This is a genomic window from Mesorhizobium sp. M0292 (assembly GCF_040321695.1).
Classification (GTDB): domain Bacteria; phylum Pseudomonadota; class Alphaproteobacteria; order Rhizobiales; family Rhizobiaceae; genus Mesorhizobium.
Genome location: NZ_JAMYSB010000043.1, coordinates 1 through 25164 on the forward strand (window position 1 = coordinate 1; position 25164 = coordinate 25164).

At 62.1% G+C, this 25164-nt stretch carries 21 protein-coding genes and 1 tRNA gene; 2 read left to right on the forward strand and 20 right to left on the reverse strand.

Annotated elements, in window-relative coordinates; genetic code table 11:
• The 4 genes from NKI96_RS31715 to rpsL all read right to left on the reverse strand — a co-directional run.
• A partial coding sequence (locus NKI96_RS31715) for a GTP-binding protein (protein WP_352545875.1) occupies positions 1-685 on the reverse strand: 685 nt, incomplete at its 3' end.
• 65 nt (positions 686-750) lie between these two features.
• Entirely contained in the window at positions 751-2841 is a 2091-nt protein-coding gene (fusA, locus tag NKI96_RS31720; RefSeq protein WP_023667430.1) for an elongation factor G, read from the reverse strand.
• Positions 2842-2871: 30 nt separating this feature from the next.
• Positions 2872-3342, reverse strand: coding sequence for a 30S ribosomal protein S7 (gene rpsG / locus NKI96_RS31725; RefSeq protein ID WP_008875664.1), 471 nt, complete (start codon positions 3340-3342; stop codon positions 2872-2874).
• A gap of 76 nt (positions 3343-3418) precedes the next feature.
• Complete coding sequence (gene rpsL, locus NKI96_RS31730; RefSeq protein WP_006333356.1) at positions 3419-3790, reverse strand: 30S ribosomal protein S12; 372 nt, start codon at positions 3788-3790, stop codon at positions 3419-3421.
• A gap of 495 nt (positions 3791-4285) precedes the next feature.
• Here rpsL and NKI96_RS31735 point away from each other — a divergent pair, with 495 nt between their 5' ends.
• Entirely contained in the window at positions 4286-4567 is a 282-nt protein-coding gene (locus NKI96_RS31735; protein ID WP_352807719.1) for a transcriptional regulator, read from the forward strand.
• A gap of 105 nt (positions 4568-4672) precedes the next feature.
• Positions 4673-5608 (forward strand): Gfo/Idh/MocA family protein, encoded by a 936-nt coding sequence (locus NKI96_RS31740; RefSeq protein WP_352807720.1) that lies wholly within the window; start codon positions 4673-4675, stop codon positions 5606-5608.
• 46 nt (positions 5609-5654) lie between these two features.
• Here the strand turns inward: NKI96_RS31740 and NKI96_RS31745 are convergent, their stop codons facing one another.
• From NKI96_RS31745 to NKI96_RS31820, 16 genes are all read right to left on the reverse strand, one after another.
• The gene (locus NKI96_RS31745) at positions 5655-6320 is read right to left on the reverse strand and encodes an O-methyltransferase (RefSeq protein WP_023713031.1); all 666 of its coding nucleotides are present in this window, start codon (positions 6318-6320) and stop codon (positions 5655-5657) included.
• A 78-nt stretch (positions 6321-6398) separates the two neighbouring features.
• Positions 6399-10595: a DNA-directed RNA polymerase subunit beta' gene (rpoC, locus tag NKI96_RS31750; RefSeq protein WP_023667434.1), complete on the reverse strand. Its 4197-nt coding sequence runs from the start codon at positions 10593-10595 to the stop codon at positions 6399-6401.
• A gap of 147 nt (positions 10596-10742) precedes the next feature.
• Positions 10743-14879 (reverse strand): DNA-directed RNA polymerase subunit beta, encoded by a 4137-nt coding sequence (rpoB, locus tag NKI96_RS31755; RefSeq protein WP_023686024.1) that lies wholly within the window; start codon positions 14877-14879, stop codon positions 10743-10745.
• A 248-nt stretch (positions 14880-15127) separates the two neighbouring features.
• Entirely contained in the window at positions 15128-15505 is a 378-nt protein-coding gene (rplL, locus tag NKI96_RS31760; protein WP_023667436.1) for a 50S ribosomal protein L7/L12, read from the reverse strand.
• 54 nt (positions 15506-15559) lie between these two features.
• Positions 15560-16078: a 50S ribosomal protein L10 gene (gene rplJ / locus NKI96_RS31765; protein WP_023667437.1), complete on the reverse strand. Its 519-nt coding sequence runs from the start codon at positions 16076-16078 to the stop codon at positions 15560-15562.
• A 374-nt stretch (positions 16079-16452) separates the two neighbouring features.
• Positions 16453-17151 carry a 50S ribosomal protein L1 gene (gene rplA, locus NKI96_RS31770; RefSeq protein WP_023667438.1) on the reverse strand — a complete coding sequence of 233 codons (699 nt, stop codon included), beginning with the start codon at positions 17149-17151 and terminating at the stop codon, positions 16453-16455.
• 4 nt (positions 17152-17155) lie between these two features.
• A complete protein-coding gene (rplK, locus tag NKI96_RS31775) occupies positions 17156-17584 on the reverse strand; it encodes a 50S ribosomal protein L11 (RefSeq protein WP_006333334.1) in 429 nt (142 codons plus the stop codon).
• Between the two features lie 172 nt (positions 17585-17756).
• Entirely contained in the window at positions 17757-18284 is a 528-nt protein-coding gene (gene nusG, locus NKI96_RS31780) for a transcription termination/antitermination protein NusG (protein WP_006333333.1), read from the reverse strand.
• A 27-nt stretch (positions 18285-18311) separates the two neighbouring features.
• On the reverse strand, positions 18312-18515 hold the full coding sequence (gene secE, locus NKI96_RS31785) for a preprotein translocase subunit SecE (RefSeq protein ID WP_023667439.1): 204 nt from the start codon (positions 18513-18515) through the stop codon (positions 18312-18314).
• A 489-nt stretch (positions 18516-19004) separates the two neighbouring features.
• Entirely contained in the window at positions 19005-19472 is a 468-nt protein-coding gene (locus tag NKI96_RS31790) for a hypothetical protein (RefSeq protein WP_352807721.1), read from the reverse strand.
• Between the two features lie 73 nt (positions 19473-19545).
• On the reverse strand, positions 19546-20010 hold the full coding sequence (locus NKI96_RS31795) for an Hsp20 family protein (protein WP_023694879.1): 465 nt from the start codon (positions 20008-20010) through the stop codon (positions 19546-19548).
• A gap of 430 nt (positions 20011-20440) precedes the next feature.
• Positions 20441-20516, reverse strand: a tRNA-Trp gene (locus NKI96_RS31800).
• Positions 20517-20675: 159 nt separating this feature from the next.
• Positions 20676-21158, reverse strand: a complete 483-nt coding sequence (locus NKI96_RS31805; protein WP_023694880.1) for a group II truncated hemoglobin — start codon at positions 21156-21158, stop codon at positions 20676-20678.
• 91 nt (positions 21159-21249) lie between these two features.
• Positions 21250-22944, reverse strand: coding sequence for a COG3904 family protein (locus tag NKI96_RS31810; RefSeq protein ID WP_352807722.1), 1695 nt, complete (start codon positions 22942-22944; stop codon positions 21250-21252).
• A gap of 327 nt (positions 22945-23271) precedes the next feature.
• Positions 23272-24771 carry a COG3904 family protein gene (locus NKI96_RS31815; protein ID WP_502900316.1) on the reverse strand — a complete coding sequence of 500 codons (1500 nt, stop codon included), beginning with the start codon at positions 24769-24771 and terminating at the stop codon, positions 23272-23274.
• Positions 24772-25054: 283 nt separating this feature from the next.
• On the reverse strand, positions 25055-25164 hold a 110-nt coding region (locus NKI96_RS31820), incomplete at its 5' end, for an EF-Tu C-terminal domain-related protein (protein ID WP_502900317.1).

Consider the following 25164-nt stretch of genomic DNA (forward strand, 5'->3'; position numbering starts at 1 on the left):
CGCGGCCGGTCACGACCGTGCCACGGCCCGAGATCGAGAACACGTCTTCGATCGGCATCAGGAACGGCTTGTCCAGCGGACGAACAGGCGTCGGGATATAGGCATCGACCGCAGCCATCAACTCGCGGATCGCATCTTCGCCGATGGTCTTGTTGGAATCTTCCAGAGCAGCCAGCGCCGAACCCTTGACGATCGGAATGTCGTCGCCGGGGAACTCGTTCTTCGACAGAAGCTCGCGAACCTCGAGCTCGACCAGTTCGAGCAGCTCGGCATCGTCGACCTGGTCGACCTTGTTCAGGAACACCACGATCGACGGCACGCCGACCTGACGGGCAAGCAGGATGTGCTCGCGGGTCTGCGGCATCGGGCCGTCGGCGGCCGACACCACCAGGATCGCGCCGTCCATCTGCGCAGCGCCCGTGATCATGTTCTTCACATAGTCGGCGTGGCCGGGGCAGTCGACATGGGCGTAGTGGCGCGCTGCCGTCTCGTATTCGACGTGCGCCGTCGAAATCGTGATGCCGCGGGCCTTCTCTTCGGGCGCCGCATCGATCTGGTCGTAGCGCTTGTACTCGCCAAAATACTTCGTGATCGCCGCCGTCAGCGACGTCTTGCCATGATCGACGTGGCCAATCGTGCCAATGTTCACATGAGGCTTGTTACGCTCGAATTTACCTTTTGCCATGTGATGTCTCCAATCTGCTCGCCCGTACGGGCCTTGAATTAAGTTACCGATGCAACCCGTTCAGGTTACGCGTATTTCTTCTGGACTTCCTGGGCGACCGCGGTCGGCACAGGCTCATAGTGATCGAACTGCATCGTGTAGGCCGCGCGGCCCTGGCTCATCGAGCGCAGGTTGTCGACGTACTTGAACATGTTGGCCAGCGGCACCATCGCGTTGATGACGACAGCCACGCCGCGAGCTTCCTGGCCCTGGATCTGGCCACGACGGCCGTTCAGGTCGCCGATGACGCTGCCGACGTAGTCTTCCGGGGTCACGACTTCGACCTTCATGATCGGCTCGAGCAGCTGCACGCCAAGCTTGGGTGCGGCTTCACGGAAGCAGGCGCGGCCGGCGATTTCGAACGCCAGGACGCTGGAGTCCACATCGTGGTAAGCGCCGTCGATAAGCGTCGCCTTGACGCCGATCATCGGGAAGCCCGCGAACGGACCCGACGACATGACGCTGTTGATGCCCTTTTCGACACCCGGGATGTATTCCTTGGGAACCGCACCGCCGACGATCTTGGTCTCGAACTCGAACTCCGAGCTTTCCGGGTTCGGTTCGAACACGATCTTGACGCGAGCGAACTGACCGGTACCGCCGGTCTGCTTCTTGTGGGTGTAGTCCTGCTCGTGCCTGCGGGTGATGGTCTCGCGGTAAGCCACCTGCGGCGCGCCGACATTGGCCTCGACCTTGAACTCGCGGCGCATGCGGTCGACGATGATGTCGAGGTGAAGTTCGCCCATGCCCGAAATGATGGTCTGGCCGCTTTCCTCGTCGGTCTTGACGCGGAAGGACGGATCCTCGGCGGCCAGGCGGTGAAGGGCGAGGCCCATCTTTTCCTGGTCATTCTTGGTCTTCGGCTCGATGGCGATCTGGATGACCGGATCGGGGAATTCCATGCGCTCGAGGATGACCGGGTGCAGCGGATCGCTGAGCGTATCGCCGGTGGTCGTGTCCTTGAGGCCGGCCAGAGCAACGATGTCGCCGGCAAAGGCTTCTTCGACGTCGGCGCGCGAATTCGCATGCATCTGCAGCATGCGGCCGATGCGCTCTTTCTTGCCCTTGACGGTGTTGTCGACCGAGATGCCCTTGGTCAGCTTGCCCGAATAGATGCGGGCAAAGGTCAGTGAGCCGACGAACGGGTCGTTCATGATCTTGAAGGCCAGCATCGACAGCGGCTCGTTGTCGTCGGCATGACGCTCGATCTCCGCGTCGGTCTTGGCGTCGACGCCCTTGATGGCGGGAACATCGGCCGGCGACGGCAGGTATTCGACGACGGCGTCGAGCAGCGGCTGCACGCCCTTGTTCTTGAAGGCCGAGCCACAGAACATCGGGTAGAACTTGACCGCGATGGTGCCCTTGCGGATCAGCGCGCGGATCTCGTCATTCGACGGCATCTTGCCTTCGAGGTAATTCTCGAGTGCCGTCTCGTCCATTTCGACAGCGGCTTCGATCATCTTCTCGCGGTATTCTTCGGCGCGAGCCTGCAGGTCGGCCGGGATCTCGACGACGTCCCAGGCAGCGCCCAGCGTCTCGTCGCGCCAGACCAGCGCGTTCATCTCGACGAGATCGACGACACCCTTGAACTCGGTCTCAGCGCCGATCGGCAGTTGCATGACGACGGCATGCGCACCAAGACGCGAGCCGATCATCTCGACCGAGCGGTAGAAGTCGGCGCCGATCTTATCCATCTTGTTGCAGAAGATCATGCGCGGAACTTTATACTTGTCGGCCTGGCGCCAGACGGTTTCCGTCTGCGGCTCGACACCGGCATTGGCATCGAGCAGCGCAATGGCGCCGTCGAGCACGCGCAGCGAACGCTCGACTTCGATGGTGAAGTCGACGTGTCCGGGAGTGTCGATGATGTTGAAGCGGTACATCTTGCCGCTGCGACCCTTCCAGAAGGTCGTGGTGGCGGCGGACGTGATGGTGATGCCGCGTTCCTGCTCCTGCTCCATCCAATCCATGGTGGCAGCGCCGTCGTGGACTTCGCCGATCTTGTGCGACTTGCCCGTGTAATAGAGGACGCGCTCGGTGGTCGTCGTCTTGCCGGCGTCAATATGCGCCATGATACCGAAATTGCGGTAGTCTTCGATTTTGTATTCGCGGGCCATCGTGGATGCCTTCTCAGTCTCGTTCGCGCTTTACCAGCGGTAGTGCGCGAAAGCGCGGTTGGCTTCTGCCATCTTGTGGGTGTCTTCACGCTTCTTCACGGCGGTGCCGCGGTTATTGGCCGCGTCCATCAGCTCGCCGGAGAGGCGGTCGACCATGGTGGTCTCGTTGCGGTTGCGCGCAGCTGCAATCAGCCAGCGGATCGCCAGGGCCTGGCGGCGCTCGGGGCGCACATCGACCGGAACCTGGTAGGTAGCGCCGCCGACGCGGCGCGACCGGACTTCCACATGCGGCGCGACATTGTCGAGCGCCTGATGGAAGACGGTGACCGGCTCCTGCTTGGTCTTCGACTGAACCTGGTCGAGCGCACCGTAGACGATGGTCTCGGCAACCGACTTCTTGCCGTCATACATGACGGCGTTCATGAACTTGGTGACGATCAGATCGCCGAACTTCGGGTCCGGATTGATCTCACGCTTTTCTGCACTGTGACGACGCGACATGGCTTTTGTCTCTCAATCTCGTAGCCCGACGCATTCAAGCAGCGCCAGGGCCGGAAAATCTTACTTCGGACGCCCCTTACTTCGGACGCTTGGCGCCGTACTTCGAACGGCGCTGCTTGCGGTTCTTCACGCCCTGCGTGTCGAGCACGCCGCGGATGATGTGGTAGCGCACGCCCGGAAGATCCTTGACGCGGCCGCCGCGGATCATGACCACGGAGTGTTCCTGAAGGTTGTGGCCTTCGCCGGGGATGTAGCCGATCACTTCAAAGCCGTTGGTCAGGCGGATCTTGGCCACCTTGCGCAGTGCCGAGTTCGGCTTCTTCGGCGTCGTTGTATAGACGCGCGTGCAGACGCCCCGCTTCTGCGGGTTCTGCTGCATGGCCGGGACCTTGTTGCGCTTCACCGGCGCAATGCGCGGCTTGCGGATCAGCTGGTTGACGGTAGGCATTAAACCCTCTTGTCTCTCAATTCCGTGTCTCGCCCGGTCAGGGCCGCTCAAAGCGCCAATTCCATACGCAAATTCGGGCCATAAACCGCGCCTCGCGGTCCTGCCCGAACAAAATGCAGAGGAAGCGGGAACCGCTTCATGCGCGCCGGAAATGTCTTTTCGCTCGTAAAACGAACCCTGTTTGAGGCAAACTCCAAAGCGTGTCGCTTCGGAAGGGAGAGCCTCACATCGGTTCTGACTGGGCGGCTTCTACTCGCAAGACCGTGAACCGTCAACCCCGGCACGCCAAATATTGCGCGCTGACGACGGCTTGGCAGCCATGCGAAAAACGCATGTAATTTTCTTTCTTCGTTTTACAAGGCAGAGGAAGAAAGTGACCGGGGCAGACAAGAAAGTGACCGGCTTTTGGCTGTCATGCGCGGGTTCTTCATGGCAAAAGGCGCCATGGACAGCCCAAAACCCCTCGCCCGCCCCCGTCTCAAGAGGAATCAGCCCGTGAACGACAATGAGGAACGCCCGGTCACCATCGTCACCGGCCGGGTCTGGAAAAAGAAGGGCGGCAAGCCGGAAGGCGTCCATGTGATGCTGGTTGCGCCCGACGACGATTCGGCCGTGCGCCGGGTGCTCGAATCGCTTGCGACCGAAGGCTATGCCGAAGTCGAGCTCGACCAGATCGGCGATATGGACGGCGAACCCGACGAGGAGCCGCATCTGTCAGCCTTTCAGGGTGCCCTCGAAGGTGAGGTGTCGATCGTCACGTTTGACGTGCCGCTCTGAGCGTCACAGGCTGCTTGCGCCTGTACCGCGCCGGCTTGCCCGGCACCGGTTCTCTGCTAAGAACCAAGCGACTTAACAAGCCAAATTCGAATCCGCGGAGTCCCCATGCCCTCGAACAATGGTCCCATCAAGCTCGGCATCGTCGGCGTCGGCAAGATCGTGCGCGACCAGCATCTGCCGGCAGTGGCCAAGGATGCGGACTACCGCCTCATCGCCGCTGCCAGCCGGCACGGCAAGGTGGACGGCATCCCGAATTTTCCGACCATTGAGGCGATGCTCGACGCGGTGCCCGACCTCGAGGCCGTCTCGCTGTGCATGCCGCCGCAGTTCCGCTACGACGCGGCACGCACCGCGCTGATGGCGAAGAAGCATGTTTTCCTGGAGAAGCCGCCGGGCGCCACCGTCAGCGAGGTCGAGGACCTGAAGCGGCTGGCGGCAGCCAGTGGCGTCTCACTGTTCGCCAGCTGGCATTCGCGCTACGCGCCGGCGGTGGAAGCCGCGCGTGCCTTCCTGGCGTCGGCCAAGGTCAACTCGGCCGCCATCGTCTGGAAGGAAGATGTCCGCCGCTGGCATCCGAACCAGGATTGGATCTGGGCGCCGGGCGGTTTCGGCGTCTTCGATCCCGGCATAAACGCACTGTCGATCGCAACCCACATCCTGCCGGCGATGTTCATCACCTCGGCCGTCCTCGACTTTCCGGAGAACCGCGCCTCGCCGGTCGCGGCTCACGTCACCTTCCGCACCTCCGACGGATTGCCGGTGACCATGGAGCTCGACTGGCTGCAGACTGGACCACAGAGCTGGGACATCCTGGCCGACACCGACAACGGCAAGATGGTGCTGTCCGGCGGCGGCACCAAGCTCGCCATCGACGGCAAGGTGGTTCACGACGAGCCGGAGGCCGAATATCCCCAGCTCTACCGGCGCTTCGCCGAGGTCGTGCGCGCCGGCATCTCCGATGTCGATTTGGCACCCCTGCAGCACGTGGCCGACGCCTTCATGGTCGGCAAGCGCAATGTGGTGGGAGCGTTCTTCGATTGAACGATGAGTTCTGCCGGACCGCAGTCCGGACACTCACCATGCAGCCTTACTCGACGATCGCAATCGCAAAGCCGTCATAGCCTTTGGCGCCGACGGTCTGGATGGCGGTGCCGTCCAGGCGCTTGTCGCCGCCGATGAATGAAAACGCACCGCGTGCGCCTTCGACATAGGCGTCACGGCCATCGTCGTTGAGCACGGTGCCGTCGCGGATGACGTTGTCGCAGATGATGACCGTCCCCGGCCGCGACAGGCGCATGGCCCATGACAGATAATTCGGATTGTTCGGCTTGTCGGCGTCGATGAAGATCAGATCGAACGGACCGGCATTTTCGGCAGCCAGCGTCTCAAGCGACTGAAGCGCGGGGCCGATCCTGAGCTCGACCTTGTCCGACACCCCTGCCCGCTCGAGATTCGAGTGCGCGACTTTTGCATGATGCGGCTCGAGTTCGAGCGTCACGATCTTGCCGCCGACGGGCAATCCCCTTGCCATCCAGATGGTCGAGTAGCCGCCGAGCGTGCCGATCTCCAGCACCTTCCTGGCGCCGCTGATGCGGACCAGCAGCGACAGCAGCTTGCCCTGCGCCGGCGATACGTCGATGGCCGGCAGGCCCTGGTCGCGGTTGGCCGCAAGCACCGCTTCGAGGATGGGATCCGCCTCGAAGAGAGAGGAAACGATGTAGTCGTCGACGTCAGTCCATACCTTCTTGCTCATGTTTTCCTCGATCCGATTAGGGTCAAAACGCGGAAAGGGGCCACTTGGGCCCCTTTCCTTCTTCTCGTCCTACCGCGCTTACTGCGCGGCGTTGACCATGTCGGTCAGCATCGGCTCGGCGACCTCGACACCGGAGGCCTTGCGGCGCTCGTCGATGATCAGTTCGTCGCGCGAGGTGGCGATGCGCCGGATCTGGCTCATCGTGCCGCCGGTACCGGCCGGGATCAGCCGGCCGACGATGACGTTTTCCTTCAGGCCCTGCAGCATGTCGGTCTTGCCGGCAACCGCAGCTTCGGTCAGCACCCTGGTCGTCTCCTGGAAGGAGGCGGCCGAGATGAAGGACGGCGTCTGCAGCGAGGCCTTGGTTATGCCCAGCAGCACTGGCTGGCCTTCGGCCGGCTTCTTGCCGTCCTCGACCAGGCGCTCGTTGACCTCTTCCAGTTCGATCACGTCGACGTGGTCGCCCGGAATGTAGGTCGAGTCGCCCTGCACCGTGATCTCGACCTTCTGCAGCATCTGGCGAACGATCACCTCGATGTGCTTGTCATTGATCGACACGCCCTGCAGACGGTAGACTTCCTGGATTTCGTTCACGAGGTAGGAAGCAAGTGCTTCCACGCCCTTGATCGCCAGGATGTCGTGCGGCGCCGGATTGCCGTCGAGGATGTAGTCGCCCTTCTCGATGACGTCGCCGTCCTGGAGATGGAACGGCTTGCCCTTCGGGATCAGGTATTCGACCGGCTCAAGCGTCGAGTCATGCGGCTCGATGATGATGCGGCGCTTGTTCTTGTAGTCGCGGCCGAAGCGGATCGTGCCATCGATCTCGGCGATGATGGCGTGATCCTTCGGACGACGTGCCTCGAACAGTTCGGCAACACGCGGCAGACCGCCGGTGATGTCCTTGGTCTTGGCGCTTTCCATCGGGATACGCGCCAAAACGTCGCCGGGACGAACCTGCGAACCCGGCTCGACCGAAAGAATGGCCTCGACCGAGAGCAGGAAGCGGGCGTCGCCGCCCTTCGACAGCTTGCCGACCTTGCCCTTCGGGTCAAGGATGGCGATCGCCGGCTTGAGGTCGTTGCCGCGTGGCGTCGAGCGCCAGTCGATGACCTCGCGCTTGGTGATGCCGGTCGATTCGTCGGCCGTTTCCTGAACGGAAATGCCGTCGACCAGATCCTCGTACGACACCTTGCCCTCGATTTCGGTGAGGACGGGGCGGGTATAGGGATCCCATTCGGCGATACGCTGGCCGCGCTTCACCTTGTCGCCATCGTCCACGAAGATGCGCGAACCATAGGTAAGGCGATGCGAGGCACGCTCCTTGCCGGCTTCGTCGAGGATCAGCACCGCCATGTTGCGGCCCATGACCATCTGCTGGCCGTCCGAGTTGCGCACCACGTTGCGGTTGCGGATCTCGACCTTGCCCTCATACGAGGCTTCAAGGAACGAGCTGTCCACCACCTGCGCCGTACCGCCCATGTGGAAGGTACGCATGGTGAGCTGGGTGCCCGGCTCGCCGATCGACTGCGCCGCGATGACGCCGACGGCTTCGCCCTGGTTGACCGGGGTGCCGCGGGCAAGATCGCGTCCGTAGCAGACCGCACAGACGCCGATCCTGACCTCGCAGGTCAGTGCCGAGCGAATGCGGACCGACTGCACGCCGGCCTTTTCGATCTTTTCCACGTCACGTTCGTCCATCAGCGTTCCGGCCTTGACCAGAACCTCACCCGAAACCGGATGCGTGATGTCGTCGAGCGAGGTGCGGCCCAGCACGCGCTGGCCGACCGAAGCGACGACCTGACCGGCATCGACGATCGGCTGCATGGTGAGGCCCTTGTCGGTGCCGCAATCCACGGAGTTGACGATGCAGTCCTGCGCCACGTCGACCAGACGACGGGTGAGGTAACCCGAGTTCGCCGTCTTCAAGGCGGTGTCGGCCAGACCCTTGCGGGCGCCGTGGGTCGAGTTGAAGTACTCGAGCACGGTCAGGCCTTCCTTGAAGTTCGAGATGATCGGCGTCTCGATGATTTCACCCGAGGGCTTTGCCATTAGGCCGCGCATGCCGGCGAGCTGACGCATCTGGGTGGGCGAACCACGCGCACCCGAATGCGACATCATGTAGATCGAGTTCATCGGCTTTTGACGGCCACTGTCCTCGAACTCGACGGCCTTGATGCGGGCCATCATCTCGTCGGCGACCTTTTCCGAGCACTTGGCCCAGGCGTCGACGACCTTGTTGTACTTCTCGCCCTGAGTGATCAGGCCGTCATTGTACTGCTGCTCGTATTCCTTGGCCAAAGCTTCGGTGTCGGAAACCAGCTTGATCTTGGCGTCCGGGATCAGCATGTCGTCCTTGCCGAACGAAATGCCGGCGCGGCAGGCGTGGCTGAAGCCGAGGGCCATGATGCGGTCGCAGAAAATGACCGTCTCCTTCTGACCGCAGTGGCGGTAGACGGTGTCGATCATCTTGGAGATGTTCTTCTTGGTCATCTCCTGGTTGGCGGTCTCGTAAGGCACGTTGACGTTCTTCGGCAGCAGTTCGCCGATGATCATGCGGCCAGGCGTGGTGTCGTAGATTTTCGACACGACCTTGCCTTCGGCGTCGACCGTGCGGAAGCGACCCTTGATCTTGGAGTGCAGCGTCACCGCCTTGGTCTCGAGCGCATGCTGGAGTTCGCCCATGTCGGCAAACACCATGCCTTCGCCCGGCTCGTTCTGATTGACGATCGAGAGATAGTAGAGACCCAGGACCATGTCCTGCGACGGCACGATGATCGGCGCGCCGGAAGCCGGGTGCAGGATGTTGTTGGTCGACATCATCAGCACGCGGGCTTCAAGCTGCGCTTCCAGCGACAGCGGCACGTGAACGGCCATCTGGTCGCCGTCGAAGTCGGCGTTGAAGGCCGTGCAGACCAGCGGATGCAGCTGGATCGCCTTGCCTTCGATCAGGATCGGCTCGAACGCCTGGATGCCGAGGCGGTGCAGCGTCGGCGCACGGTTCAGCAGCACCGGATGCTCGCGAATGACCTCGTCGAGGATATCCCAGACTTCCGGACGCTCCTTCTCGACCAGCTTCTTGGCCTGCTTGACGGTCGAGGAGAACCCCTTGGCGTCGAGGCGGGCGTAGATGAACGGCTTGAACAGTTCGAGCGCCATCTTCTTCGGCAGGCCGCATTGGTGCAGCTTGAGCTCCGGACCGGTGACGATGACCGAACGGCCCGAATAGTCGACGCGCTTGCCGAGCAGGTTCTGGCGGAACCGGCCCTGCTTGCCCTTCAACATGTCGGACAGCGACTTCAGCGGACGCTTGTTGGCGCCGGTGATGACGCGGCCGCGACGGCCGTTGTCGAACAGCGCATCGACGGCTTCCTGCAGCATGCGCTTTTCATTGCGCACAATGATGCCGGGCGCGCGCAGCTCGATCAGCCGCTTCAGGCGGTTGTTGCGGTTGATGACGCGGCGATAGAGATCGTTCAGGTCGGACGTCGCGAAACGGCCGCCATCCAGAGGAACCAGCGGGCGCAGGTCCGGCGGGATCACCGGAACCACCTTCATGATCATCCATTCCGGACGGTTGCCGGACTCCATGAAGTTCTCGACGACCTTGAGCCGCTTCAGATACTTCTTCTGCTTCAGCTCGGACGTGGTCGAAGCCAGTTCCGAACGCAGGTCGCCGGCGATCTTCTCCAGGTCCATGCCGGCCAGAAGGTCATGAATGGCCTCGGCGCCGATCATGGCGGTGAACGAATCCTCGCCATACTCGTCGACGGCGATCATGTACTCTTCCTCGCTGAGCAGCTGGTGCTCCTTCAGCGCGGTGAGGCCAGGCTCGGTGACGATGTAGTTCTCGAAGTAGAGGACGCGCTCGATGTCCTTCAGGGTCATGTCGAGCAGCGTGCCGATGCGCGACGGCAGCGACTTCAGGAACCAGATGTGAGCGACAGGTGCCGCCAGCTCGATGTGGCCCATGCGCTCGCGGCGAACGCGCGACAGCGTGACTTCGACGCCGCACTTTTCGCAGATGACGCCCTTGTACTTCATGCGCTTGTACTTGCCGCACAGGCATTCATAGTCCTTGATCGGGCCAAAAATGCGCGCGCAGAACAGACCGTCACGCTCCGGCTTGAAGGTGCGGTAGTTGATGGTCTCCGGCTTCTTGATCTCGCCGAACGACCAGGACAGAATCTTCTCAGGGCTGGCGAGCGATATCCGGATGGAATCGAACACCTGCGCCGGCGCCTGCGGATTGAAGAGATTCATGACCTCTTGGTTCATGCCGTTCTCCTTTTCGGGGTCCTCGAAAACCCCTTGCATCTAACGCGGGCCAAATGCCCGCTGAGTGGTCGGCCCACTGGCCGTAGAATTTGTTGCATCCGGTCGCGGCGTTCCGCGACCGGATGTCTTGCTTACTCGGCCGCGCCCCTATTCGGCAGCATCTGGCAGCCGGACAGGGTTGTCGTCGAGCTTGGTATTCTCCAGCTCGACATTGAGGCCGAGAGACCGCATTTCCTTGACGAGCACGTTGAAGCTCTCGGGAATGCCGGCCTCGAACGTGTCGTCGCCGCGCACGATCGCCTCGTAGACCTTGGTGCGGCCGGCGACATCGTCCGACTTCACCGTCAGCATTTCCTGCAGCGTGTAGGCGGCGCCATAGGCTTCCAGCGCCCAGACCTCCATTTCGCCGAAGCGCTGGCCACCGAACTGCGCCTTGCCGCCCAGCGGCTGCTGGGTAACGAGCGAGTAGGGACCGATCGAACGCGCGTGGATCTTGTCGTCCACCAGGTGGTGAAGCTTGAGCATATAGATATAGCCCATCGTCACCTTGCGATCGAACGGCTCGCCGGTGCGTCCGTCATAGAGCTGCGACTGACCGCTGGTGTGCAGGCCCGCCTGCTCCAGCATGATGTTGATGTCGACTTCATGCGCGCCGTCGAACACCGGTGTCGCGATGGAGACGCCGCGGCGCATCTGCTCGCTGAGGCGAACGATGCTCTCGTCGTCATATTCGCGGACCGGCTCGTTGCGGTCGTTGGCCGGGATGAAGCTCTCGAGCGTCTTGCGCAACGGCTTGATGTCTCCAGCCGTCTTGTAGGCGTCGATAAGCTCGCCGATCTTCTTGCCCATGCCCGCGCATGCCCAGCCCAGATGCGTTTCCAGGATCTGGCCGACATTCATGCGGCTCGGCACACCCAGCGGGTTGAGCACGATATCGGCATGCGTGCCGTCCTCGAGGAAAGGCATGTCCTCGACCGGAACGATCCGCGAGACGACACCCTTGTTGCCGTGACGTCCCGCCATCTTGTCGCCCGGCTGCATCTTGCGCTTCACGGCCACGAAGACCTTGACCATCTTCATGACGCCCGGAGGCATTTCGTCGCCGCGCTGGACCTTCTCGACCTTGTCCATGAAGCGCTGCTCGAGCGCCTTCTTGGAATCGTCGTACTGGCCACGCAGGGCTTCCAGTTCGCTCTGGAGCTTTTCGTTCTCCACTGCAAACTGCCACCACTGCGAACGCGGATACTCGTCCAGCGTATCCTTCGACAGCTTCGAGCCCTTCTTGAAGCCCTTCGGCCCGGCAATCGCTTCCTTGCCGACGAGAACGTCGGAAAGGCGCGAATAGACGTTGCGGTCGAGGATCGCCTGCTCGTCGTCGCGGTCCTTGGCGAGGCGTTCGATCTCCTCGCGTTCGATCGCCATGGCGCGCTCGTCCTTCTCGACGCCGTGGCGGTTGAAGACGCGCACTTCGACGACTGTGCCGAAGGTGCCCGGAGGCATGCGCATCGAGGTGTCGCGAACGTCGGACGCCTTTTCGCCGAAGATGGCGCGCAGGAGCTTTTCTTCCGGCGTCATCGGGCTTTCGCCCTTCGGCGTGATCTTGCCGACCAGGATGTCGCCCGGCTGCACTTCCGCGCCAATATAGACGATGCCGGCTTCGTCGAGGTTCTTCAGCGCTTCTTCCGAAACGTTCGGAATGTCGCGCGTGATTTCCTCCGGTCCAAGCTTGGTGTCGCGGGCCATGACCTCGAACTCCTCGATGTGGATCGAGGTGAAGACGTCGTCGGCCACGATGCGCTCGGAGAGCAGGATCGAGTCCTCGTAGTTGTAGCCGTTCCACGGCATGAACGCGACCAGCACGTTGCGGCCGAGCGCCAGATCGCCGAGCTCGGTCGACGGACCGTCGGCGATGATGTCGCCTTTGTTGACGCGGTCGCCCATGCGCACCAGCGGACGCTGGTTGATGCAGGTGTTCTGGTTCGAACGCTGGAACTTCATCAGCCGGTAGATGTCGACGCCCGACTTGCCGGGATCGAGATCTTCCGTGGCGCGGATGACGATACGCGTCGCGTCCACCTGGTCGACGATGCCGCCGCGGCGGGCGCCGATGGCGGCACCCGAGTCACGGGCAACGATCGGCTCCATGCCGGTGCCTACGAACGGCGCTTCGGCGCGCACCAGCGGCACGGCCTGACGCTGCATGTTGGAGCCCATCAGCGCGCGGTTGGCGTCGTCGTTCTCGAGGAACGGGATCAGCGCCGCGGCCACGGACACCATCTGCTTGGGCGACACGTCCATGAGATCGACGTTTTCGCGCGGCGCCATCATCACTTCGCCGGCGCTGCGGCAAATGACGAATTCGTCGACGAAACCACCATTCTTGTCGAGCTCGGCATTGGCCTGCGCAACGTGGTGCTTGGACTCTTCCATAGCGGAGAGATAGACGACCTCATTGGTCAGCTTGCCGTTGACGATCTTGCGGTACGGGCTTTCGATGAAGCCGTACTTGTTGACGCGCGCGAAGGTCGCCAGCGAGTTGATCAGACCGATGTTCGGGCCTTCCGGCGTCTCGATCGGGCAGATGCGGCCGTAATGCGTCGGGTGCACGTCGCGCACTTCGAAGCCGGCGCGCTCGCGGGTCAGACCGCCCGGGCCAAGTGCCGACAGGCGGCGCTTGTGGGTGATCTCCGACAGCGGGTTGGTCTGATCCATGAACTGCGACAGCTGCGAGGAACCGAAGAACTCGCGCACGGCGGCAGCCGCCGGCTTGGCGTTGATCAGGTCCTGCGGCATCACCGTATCGATCTCGATCGAGGACATACGTTCCTTGATCGCGCGCTCCATGCGCAGCAGGCCAACGCGGTATTGGTTCTCCATCAGCTCGCCGACAGAACGCACGCGGCGGTTGCCGAGATTGTCGATGTCGTCGATCTCGCCCTTGCCGTCGCGCAGCTCGACCAGCGTCTTGACCACGGCCAGGATGTCGTCCTTGCGCAGCACGCGCACGGTATCCTCAGCCTTGAGCTCGAGGCGCATGTTCATCTTGACGCGGCCGACGGCCGACAGGTCGTAGCGCTCCGAGTCGAAGAACAGCGAGTTGAACATGGCTTCGGCGGTTTCAAGCGTCGGCGGCTCGCCCGGGCGCATGACACGGTAGATGTCGAACAGTGCGTCCTGGCGGCTCTCGTTCTTGTCGACGTTGAGCGTATTGCGGATGTAGGCGCCGACATTGACGTGGTCGATGTCGAGAACCTTGATCTCGCTTTCGCCCGTGCCGAGCAGCACCTTCAGCGTCTTTTCGTCGATCTCGTCGCCGGCTTCGAGGAAAATCTCGCCGGTGCCGTAGTTGACGATGTCCTCGGCCAGGTAATTGCCGAGCAGATCCTCGTCGGTCGCCTTGATCGCCTTCAGACCCTTTTCGCCAAGCGCTCTTGCCTGGCGGGCGGTGATCTTCTTGCCGGCCTCGACGACAACTTCGCCGGTGTCGGCATCGACGAGGTCGCCAACGGCCTTCAGGCCGCGGAAGCGCTCGACGTTGAACGGGATGCGCCAGTGGTCGCCGGCGCGCTTGTAGGTGATCTTGTTGTAGAAGGTCGACAGGATTTCTTCGCCGTCCATGCCGAGCGCCATCAAGAGCGACGTCACCGGAATCTTGCGGCGGCGGTCGATACGGGCGTGCACGACGTCCTTGGAATCGAACTCGATGTCGAGCCACGAACCGCGATAGGGAATGACGCGCGCCGCAAACAAAAGCTTGCCCGAGGAGTGCGACTTGCCCTTGTCATGGTCGAAGAAGACGCCCGGCGAACGGTGCATCTGCGAGACGATGACGCGCTCCGTGCCATTGACGATGAAGGTGCCGTTGAGCGTCATGAGCGGCATGTCGCCCATATAGACGTCCTGCTCCTTGATGTCCTTGATCGACTTTGCGCCGGTATCCTCGTCGATATCGAACACGATGAGGCGCAGCGTCACCTTGAGTGGCGCGGCATAGGTCAGGTCGCGCTGACGGCATTCGTCAACGTCGAATTTCGGTCCTTCGAACTCGTACTTCACGAACTCCAGCATCGAGGAGCCGGAGAAATCGGAGATCGGGAAAACCGACTTGAAAACGGCCTGCAGTCCCTCGTCCGGACGCCCACCCTTGGGCTCCGCCACCATCAGGAACTGGTCATAGGATGCTTTTTGAACCTCGATCAGGTTCGGCATCTCCGCAACTTCCGGAATCTTTCCGAAGAACTTGCGTACGCGTCTGCGGCCATTGAAAGTCTGGGTCTGGGCCATCGTCGCTCCTTAGCTATAAACTCGGGGCGAGCCTCGCCGCGGCTCACCTTGCATGCGCGGCCACCTCGGCGGCGGCCCCTGATCTGTTTCCCGCCGCCTGGCGGCGACGGCTAAAACGGGAGAAAACCCGTTTCCTGAAGGCCGGTTTCGGCCCTCAGGAAAGAGGTTCTCGTACATCTCGCGCTACGCATCCTCCCCTCTGATGAAGGGAGTGGCGGACGGCGCGAGGCCGCCCGCCGCTTTTACGCTTACTTCAGGTCGACCTTGGCGCCGGCTGCTTCCAGCTGGGCCTTGAACTTCTCAGCGTCAGCCTTGGAAACGGCTTCCTTGACCGGCTTCGGAGCTGCTTCGACCAGATCCTTGGCTTCCTTGAGGCCCAGGCCGGTGATGGCGCGGACTTCCTTGATGACGTTGATCTTCTGAGCGCCTGCCTCGGTGAGGACGACGTCGAATTCCGTCTTTTCCTCAGCCGGAGCAGCAGCAGCGGCAGCGCCGCCGGCAGCGGCAACCGCCACCGGAGCAGCAGCCGAAACGCCCCACTTTTCTTCCAGAAGCTTCGACAGCTCGGCCGCCTCGAGGACGGTCAGCTTCGAAAGGTCGTCTACGATCTTTGCCAGATCAGCCATTGTTGTATTCCTTCATCAGGTTCGAACGTGTGTTTGTGATAGCGAGGAACGGCCTCATGCCGCCTCGTCCTTCCGGGCGTAAGCGCCGATGACGCGCGCGACCGAAGCCGCTGGCGCATTGACGATCTGGGCGATCCGGGTTGCCGGCGTGGCGATCATGCCAACCAGCCTGGCGCGCAGCTCATCGAGCGACGGAAGTGTGGCGAGTGCCTTCACACCGTCGGCGTTGAGCGAGGTGGTGCCCATTGCGCCGCCGAGAATGACCAACTTGTCATTTCCCTTGGCGAAATCGGACGCGACCTTCGGCGCCGCAATCGGATCCTCCGAATAAGCGATCAGCGTCTGTCCCTTGAACAGGTCGATGATCGATGCGGAGTCCGTGCCCTGAAGAGCGATTTTGGCGAGACGGTTCTTCGCGACTTTGACGGTGCCACCGGCAGCGCGCATTTTCGACCGAAGGTCGTTCATTTGCGCGACGGTGATACCGGCGTAGTGGGCCACGACGACTGAACCAGCGCCTGCAAAAGCACCATTCAGGCCCGTGACGAGTTCGCGTTTTTCCGCTCTGTCCACTGCCTATCTCCAGTTGACCCCTGCCCCGCTAGTGGGACAGGCGTCGGGTTGCCTTTTTGCCGGCCGGGCCATCCATTACAGATCTCCCGAACGACGCTCGAGGATCCTGCCCCCTTTCGCCACATCGACGGCAAGCCGGAGATGCGCAGACAAAAGGCAAACACGGTTCGAACCTTTCATTGGAGCTTGTCGCTCCGTTGTCCGGTTTTCACCCGTCTCATGCAGGCCCAATTCAATTAAGGCTTCTGGGCCGCCTGCAATCTCGGACAGGATGTCCGGAAGCCTCTCGACTTCCGGTACCGGGCCGCCGACAAGTCGGAGGCCCGGAATTCACTTGCGGATCAGCGCCTTGGCAGCCGATCCAGATGTTCGTATCAAGACGCTGCGAGCGTCGAGACGTCGAGCTTGAGGCCCGGGCCCATCGTCGAGGTGACCGACACCTTCTTGACGTAGTTGCCCTTGGCGCCAGCCGGCTTTGCCTTGGTCACGGCATCGGCGAAGGCGCGGACGTTTTCTTCCAGCGCCTTGACGTCGAACGAGACCTTGCCGACGCCGGCATGAACGATGCCGGCCTTCTCGACGCGGAACTCGACAGCGCCGCCCTTCGATGCCTTGACGGCGGCGGCGACGTCGGTGGTGACGGTGCCGACCTTCGGGTTCGGCATCATGCCGCGCGGGCCCAGCACCTTGCCCAGACGGCCGACCAGCGGCATCATGTCCGGCGTGGCGATGCAGCGATCGAAGTCGATCGTGCCCTTCTGGACGATGTCGACCAGATCCTCGGCACCGACGATGTCGGCGCCGGCGGCGCGAGCCTCATCGGCCTTGCCGCCACGTGCGAACACGGCGACGCGGACCGAGCGGCCCGTGCCGTTCGGCAGGTTGACCACGCCGCGGACCATCTGGTCGGCATGGCGCGGGTCGACGCCGAGGTTCATCGCCACTTCGATGGTCTCGTCGAACTTCACCGTCGAACGGTCCTTGAGCAGCTTCAGCGCCTCACCAAGGGCATAGGCCTTGTTGGGGTCGATGCCGTCGCGGGACTTCGATACACGCTTTGCAATCTTTGCCATGATCTCAGCCCACCACTTCCAGACCCATCGAGCGGGCGGAGCCCTCGACCATGCGCATGGCCGCCTCGACGTCGTTTGCGTTCAGATCCTTCATCTTCTGTTCGGCGATGGCGCGCACCTTGTCGCGGCCGATCGTGCCGGCCTTGATCTTGCCCGGCTCTTTCGAACCTGACGTCAAGTTCGCCGCCTTTTTCAGGAAGTAGCTCACCGGCGGCGTCTTCATGACGAAGGTGAAGGACTTGTCCTGGTAATAGGTGATGACGACCGGGATCGGCGATCCCTTTTCCATTTCCTGGGTCTGCGCGTTGAACGCCTTGCAGAATTCCATGATGTTGATGCCGCGCTGGCCAAGTGCCGGGCCGATCGGCGGAGAGGGCGTAGCCGATCCCGCTTTGACCTGGAGCTTGAGCTGGCCTGCAATTTTCTTAGCCATCTCTTTCCTGCCTTTATCTCATGCCGGCCCCAGTATCGGGAACACCGGCGGTTGCAGTCTGGTGGTGCGGTCCGCGCGGCCGGCTAAAGCCGCATTCGCCTCCCACCCGTTCATGGCCGCGCGCTTTCCGCGCCGCCTCCCCTTGCCGGCGAACCGGCGCAGGGTTTTCGGATCAGCCCTTTTCGACCTGTCCGAATTCCAGATCGACCGGCACGGCGCGCCCGAAGATCGATACTTCCACCTTGAGCCGCGCCCGCTCCTCGTCCACTTCCTGGACGAAACCGTTGAACGAGGCGAACGGGCCATCCGAAACGCGGATCGCCTCGCCGATCTCGAAAGTGACCGAGGGCTTCGGCCGCTCGACGCCTTCCTGAACCTGGTTCAGGATGCGCTGCGCCTCGGCTTCGGTGATCGGCACCGGCTTGGAGTCACCGAGGAAGCCGGTGACCTTCGGCGTGTTCTTGACCAGCGAGAACACCGCATCGGTCAGATTGGCCTTGAGCAACACATAGCCCGGAAAGAACTTGCGCTCGGCATCGACCTTGCGGCCGCGGCGGATCTCGACGACCTTCTCGGTCGGCACCACGATCTGTTCGATATCGGCGGACAGGCCCTTCTGCTTGGCCTTGTTCTCAATGTCCTCGGCGACCTTCTTTTCGAAGTTCGAATAGGCGTGGACGATGTACCAGCGCGCGGTCATTTCAAGACTTCTCCGTAATCGCCGGACTTAATGGCCGAGGCTCAGTAACCGCTCGATCGCGTAGCCCATGGCCACGTCGGCGGTGAAGAAAAAGATCATCGCGATGACCGCGAATACGAGCACCATCACCGTCGAGATCATCGTCTCCCGGCGCGACGGCCAAGTCACCTTGGCGGTCTCCGCGCGGACCTGCTGGAGAAAGACGAAAGGATTTGTGGTTTTCGAAGCCATATGCCGCTCTGTCTTCAAGACCCGTTGGCCGGGTCTCCTGGATGATCCCGCTGGCCGGGACGTGCCGCCTGGGTTCAAGTCGGCGCCGAATCAGCGCCATTTCGCCCATGCAAATCGGACGCGTAAAGCCGGCTTCCCAGCTCCACGCGTCGCGTGTCTGTTGTGTCTACATAAAACCGATTCTTGATCCACGCAAGTGGCAAGTGTCCGCTTTATGACCAAACGCCGCCTCGGAACCATCCAGTCGTCCCGTCCCGGCTATCGAGGCCTTATGCCTCAGTTCGCCCAATATGGCAAGCCACCTGCCCTTTTTCAATGCCGGACCCCAATTCCAGGAGGTGGATCCGGAAATCAGGCACGCGATTACAAGTTCGAGGAAATGGCGTTGCGGACGAACCTGCGACCTGCTGTTTTGGAAACCAAATGAAGCGCACGCAAGATTGGAATCCAGCTGCCCATGCCGAGGCAGCTGGATCAACCCAGGGTTAGTTAGGCACAGGCGAGTTCGACCCCGGCCACTGCGCCGATTCCGCATGGTGGGCGTGGGCGCGGCGCGATCATTGCCGGGCACGGGGGCGGGTCGTCGTCATCGTCGGGGCGGAAAGAACGGCCACGACGCCGCCAAGCTTTGAGACCGCTGCGGCGCGAGGAGGGTCGCCAAGGCAGCACCCGGCCTGAAGTCTCTTTCCCCAGCGTGGGTTTCTCATCCAGAGCCTTCAACGCCCTCAGAATCTGGTCGACAGGGATTACCGTGCCGTTGTCCAGGCGGCGCAAGGCAGGCTGGTTTTCCACCGCGCAGGCATCGGACGCCCACGAGGAAAGCAGTGCCCGCTTTTCTCCACGGCTGAGGCGTGGATGGTTGATGACGTCGTCTGGATTGTCGAGCAGGCACAAAGAAGTTTCAATTTTGCCCGAGCGTGCCGCAGAAAGTGTCGGTGTCTCGTAGAAGTTGTCCATCTCCATTCTCCGCAATCTGGGCCTCCCGGCCGAAGCCGGGAGGCGGACCGCAGGGATAACTGAATCGATACGATCAGGCCGCATTGCGGGTGCGTTCCGTATCCTGGGCGATCTGCTTGCCGCCCACCTGGGCGTCGCCGGCCCCGATGCTGATGCGGCGCGGCTTCAGCTCTTCGGGAATCTCACGGACGATGTCGATGGTCAGGAGACCGTTCTCAAGGTTTGCTGCCTTGATCTTCATGTGGTCGGCAAGTTTAAACGTCTGCCTGAAAGTGCGGTAGGCGATGCCCTGGTGCAGCAGCTGGCGTCCGCTCTGGTCATCAGCCTTCTGGCCTACCACGACCAGTTCGGGTCCATGCTGGGTCAGCTCAACCTCATCCTGGCTGAAGCCTGCGATGGCCATCGAGATACGGTGATCGTTCTCGTCGACCTTCTCGATGTTATAGGGCGGCCAGTCCGGACGCGTGCCGCTGTCGAGCATGTCGAAAAGCCGGTCGAAACCGACGGTGGTCCGATAGAGGGTATCAAAGGTTCTCATAGCCACATCCTCCTTGAAGCAACATGGGTACAAGGGCGCCGCCCCAGCGGCGGCGCCTTTTGCCAAGCCAATCGGCCTCGGGGGGAAACGAATTAGGAAGGGCTGAAAACCGGTTCAAGAGCCCTATTCAAAAAAATTCCAGTAGCCAGGCCAGCATCCCGCTTCCAATAATTCGCAGCCGCTGAAAAGCAGCTGGCGGCAGCAAAATAGGCCTATTCTGAATTGTGAACGCAAATGGCAATTGGCTCGCCAATGGCAGTTGAATCAAGGAAATCGGTTCGTGGAAATACGCCGACTTCGGCATTGCGCATCAGCGCTCTCGCTCTGCGCATGCCTTCGGAACGTCGCTCGTCGAGTACGCGGCTTCAGCCCAACCAAACGGGGAGCCAAAACAAGGCGTTTCTAAAATGCCGGATTCCAACGAGGAAAATGGCACGGGCAGCAGGGCTCGAACCTACGACCTGCGGTTTTGGAGACCGCCGCTCTACCAACTGAGCTATGCCCGTACGCGCGTTTCAGCGCAGGCGCTTCCTAAAAGCTTCCGGGCGCGCTGTAAAGAGTTGTCTGACGCGCTTTCAGATCCTTTGCCAAAATCCGAATAGGTGATGACCAGCCTGTCCCTGCCTATCTCGATTTTTCGCCTGCCTGAAGCCGCATGCCGGCGCTCAGCCCCCGGCCGGCGGCTTGTACGGCCCGCCCGGCACGCCCCAGCCCCAGGCCGGCATCGGTTCGGTCTGCGGGTCGCAGGTCTCGCCGAGGGTGGAATTCATCTTGGCAAGCCGTGACCCCCATTCGACATAGCCCATGAAGGCGGAACGGAATTCGGGATCGTCCGGCAGCCCGACCGCATCGGCGGCATCGGCAAGCAGGCTGATCCAGCGGCGGCGCTGTTCTTCCGTCAGATGCTTGCCCAAGTGATGCATGACCATCTCGCGATGGCCGCCATGCTGTTCGCTGTAGGTCTTGGGTCCGCCAAAAACCTCGCCGATGAAGGCCGCGACATGCGCGGGATGATCCGGCGACATGTGTTTGAACACTGGGCCGACCACCGGGTCGCGCGACACCTTGTCGTAAAAGGTTTCCGTCAGCCGGTTGAGGGCTTCGATGCCGCCGGCCCATTCGTAGAGTGTCGGGATATCCTGGCTCATTCTCGATCCTCCCCCGGGCGACGCCTGCCACGACGATAGCGGAGAAATCGGGCATGGCTCAACCTGCCTCGATGGCCAGTTTCTGCGATGCCTACAGTTTGGCGGGCGACTCGGCCTTGGCTGTCGGCGGAAGCAAACAGTTGTCGGGCTTGGGTGAGGTTTTGCAAATAGCGGGGCCAGTTAGCGCCTCCACCGACTCCGGCCCGGTTGTCAGCCCGACTTTGAGCATCATGTCGGGCTCGAGCTGACGCTCGACCGAGCCTATCGCGGCGAACAGAGCTGGGTCCATCTCCATCTCCTCCAGGTAGGCTTTAACCAACTGCGTCTGTCCCCTCGAGGACATGCTGAGCCTCGCCTTGGGATCGACCAGCCTTTTGGCGCCGGCGGCAAGCATGAGCGCGCAGGCCGAATCGCACTCCACTCCAAAATCGCTAATCAGCCCGACATAGGCACCGTTATCGGCCAAGCAGCCTGCCTCGGGCGGGTCGCAGCCGACGATAGTGGTGCGAGCGACGGCGACGTCGAGCTTCCGTTCATGGATAAGCCTTCCCGCGGCCAGAGCGCTGAACAGGCTTCCCCCCTGTGAGCTGATCACCACCGGCAGCCGCCGGTTGCCAAGGGTGTCGAGCAACTGGCGCAACTTTTGCGGGGTCTGAGGCGTCATCGCGCCTTCCGCCGAGATCCATTCCGGGCAATCGGGATTGCAGAGCGAGTCTCTGCCGCGAACGACAACGAAGCGCATATCTGGCGTCGAATTCCCTGGCGCTGCCTGCAACGGCTTGGGAGCTGGAGCCTTGGCCGCCTGAGAAAGTGGGGGGCCGGTCTTTGCCTTGATCGCAGCCACCACGGCCGGCTTGGCCACGGGCGTTTGTCCGCCGGCTGGCTTGTTTCCAGGCACTTCCCGGCAATTGGGAGCCGGCGGATCGAACATGCACAGACTTGCTCTGGTAAACAGGTCCAGAGTGTCCGTGCTGGTGGCCAGTTTCATCGTCAGCATATCGTGGAGGCCGATCTGCCTGATGTCGCTGGCCGGCGTCGCCTTCATCAAGTCCAGCACGCCCTGCCCGATACCCATCTCTCGGAGATAGGCCGAGATCTTTCTCGCGTACCCCTTACTCATCTCATAGGTCTTGTAGCTTTCACCGGGAGTGACGGTTTGCGTGGTGACCCGATATTTTTTGCCCCGTTTGACGCGATAGGTGGTCCGGTAGTGCGTTGTGGAGGGGAACCAGGTGGTCGTGATCTGGTGAACACCCAGATAGTTCCAGCCGCCGGCCACGCGCCGGACGCCTCCGGCAAACATTAGCGGACAGGCGGAATTGCAGCTGGCACCGTCAGACGCTCTGCCGAAAAAAGCCGTGCCCTTGCCGTAGTCGGCGCCACAACCCTCTGTCCCGGGCCAACAATCGGGAAACTCGGTCTTGCCTACGGCGATATCGAGCTTGTTCTTGCGGATTATCCGGCCAAGTTCGAGCGCTGCATTGACGTTGCCGCCAAAGGAATTGACGATAATCGGCAGTTTGCGACCGCCTAGCTTCTTCAAGGTGCGCTTGAGCAGGGCTGGCGTGCCGGCTGCGATGTCGCCTTCGGCGGAGATCCACTCCGGACAATTGGGCTCGCAGCCCGGTGCGTTGCTGCGCGCGACGACAAACTTCATCTCCGAGCGATCCTCGGACCATATCGTCGGATCATTCGTCGGATAGGGCACTCCCTGCAGAGGGAGCAATGTCTGCCATGTCCCGGGGGCGGCATCCTCGGCCTTCGCGGCGAAGGCAGCCATCGCCATCGCGGCCACCGTCGCCAGCCGAACCAGCCCGCGCCGCCACCTTGCAGCATTGTCTGAACGGTGTCCCCAAACCACGCCCGGCAAACCCCTCAATGCAATCCATAATAGTTGCGGCGACGGTGCTTGCAATAGCTTTGACCAACCGTGCAATACTTGTGCCGCGCAACGCCGGAAACAAAAAGGCAGCCCAAAAGACCGCCCTCTCCTGGTCGATCCGGCTGACACCGGCTCGACTATTTCTCGATGGTGATGACGACGCCGGCACGACGGTGCGGCCGCCTTCACGGAAGGCGAAGCAAGGCTTCTCTTCCATGACGATAGGCGCGATCAGCCATTGGACGACGGCACCACGCGGCAATTCTCAGGTTTCGGCGCCGACTTGCAGATGCTGGAACCCGTCAGCGCATCCACCGACTGGCGCCCGGTCGTCAGGCCAACCTTCAGCATCATGTCGGGTTCGAGCTGGCGCTCGACCGAACTGCCCTGGAGCGCCCTGAACAAAGCGGGGCTGATCGCCATCTCGTCGAGGTAGGACTTGACCGCCTGCTTCTGCCCCATCAGATAGAGGCTGAGCCGCGCCTGGGTACCGACAAGCCGCCTGGCGCCACCGGCCAGCATGAGCGCGCAGGCCGAATCGCAGTCGCCGTCGCCATCGACGCTCAGCCCGGCATAGGCGCCTTCCCTGGCCAGGCAATTCCACTCTGCCGGGTCGCAGCCGACGAAATCGGTGCGGGCAACGGCAACGTCGAGCTTCTTTTCATGGATGATCCGGCCCGCCGCCAGGGCGCCGGAGAGGTCGCCGCCTCGCGAGCTGATCACCACCGGCAGCCGCCGGTTGCCAAGCGTGGCGAGCAATTGGCTGAGTTTCTGCGGCGTCTGGGGCGTAATCGCGCCTTGCGCTGCAATCCATTCCGGGCAGTCGGGATTGCAGAGCGGGTTGCTGCCGCGAACCACGACAAAGCGCATGCCGTCATCGTGCGGCGCGCTCTCCGGCTTCACCGGCAGCGGCGCAGCCTTTGCCACATCCGGCAGGCCGCCGGCTGGCTTGTTCGCCGGTATTTCCCGGCAATTCGGAGCCGGAAGGTCCAGCCTGCACAGGCTTGCGCTGGTCAGCAGATCTGCAGCGTCTTCGCTGGTGACCAGCTTCATTGTCAGCATGTCGCTGAGGTCGATCTGCTGGATGTCGCTGGCCGGCGTGCTCTTCATCGTCTCGATGATGCTGAGGTCGACACCCATCTCCTTGAAATAGGCGGACAGCTTGCGCTCCACCCCCTTGCTCATCTCGTAGGTCTTGTAGCTGCCGGTGTTCTTGCGGCTGACGACCTTCTTGCTGATGACCCGCTTCTTGCCTTTCACGATCCGGTAGCGGACCTGATATTGCACGTTCATCTGCACGATCGTGGTGGTGATCTGGTGGACGCCGAGATAGGCCAGCGGCCCGACCAGGCGCCTGGTGCCGCCGGCCAGCATCATTGGACAAGCGGATGCGCAATAGCTGCCGAGCACATAGGGGCTGCCGATATAGTGCGCGCCTCTGGCGTCGTTCTCCTTGCAGTTTTTCACCCCTGGCTCGCAGCCGACGAACCAGGTCCTGCCGACCGCGATGTCGAGCTTGTTCTTGCGTATCATCCGGCCCATGGCGATGGCTGCATCGACATCGCCGCCGGGAGAGTTGATGACGATCGGCAATTTGCGGCCGCCGAGCGTTTTCAGGGCAGCCTTGAGCAGCGCCGGCGACTTGGCCGATATCGCACCCTCGGCCGATATCCATTCCGGACAGCTCGGCTCACAGCCCGCCGCGTCGCTGCGCACGACGACGAACCGCATCGGCGGATCCGGATCCGGCTCTGAATTTTTTGTCTCGGCCGCCAAGGCGGCAGTGCCCATGGCAAACATCGACACCAGGCAGATCAGCCCCAGTGCCCACCATGACCGACTATGCAAACGGTGCTGTGGAACCATCCGACCAAGCCCTCAATGCAATCTATACTGTAGAGGCTCACAGACTTGCAACAGAGATTGGGACCCCAAAACAGGCACATCTGGCCAACGAAAAAGGGCGGCCCGAGGGCCGCCCCTATCCGTTTCGATCCGGCGATGCCGGGCTCGATTACTCTTTGATGGTGACGACGATGCCGGCACCGACGGTGCGGCCGCCTTCACGGATGGCGAAGCGCAGCTTCTCTTCCATGGCGATCGGCACGATCAGCTCGACATCGA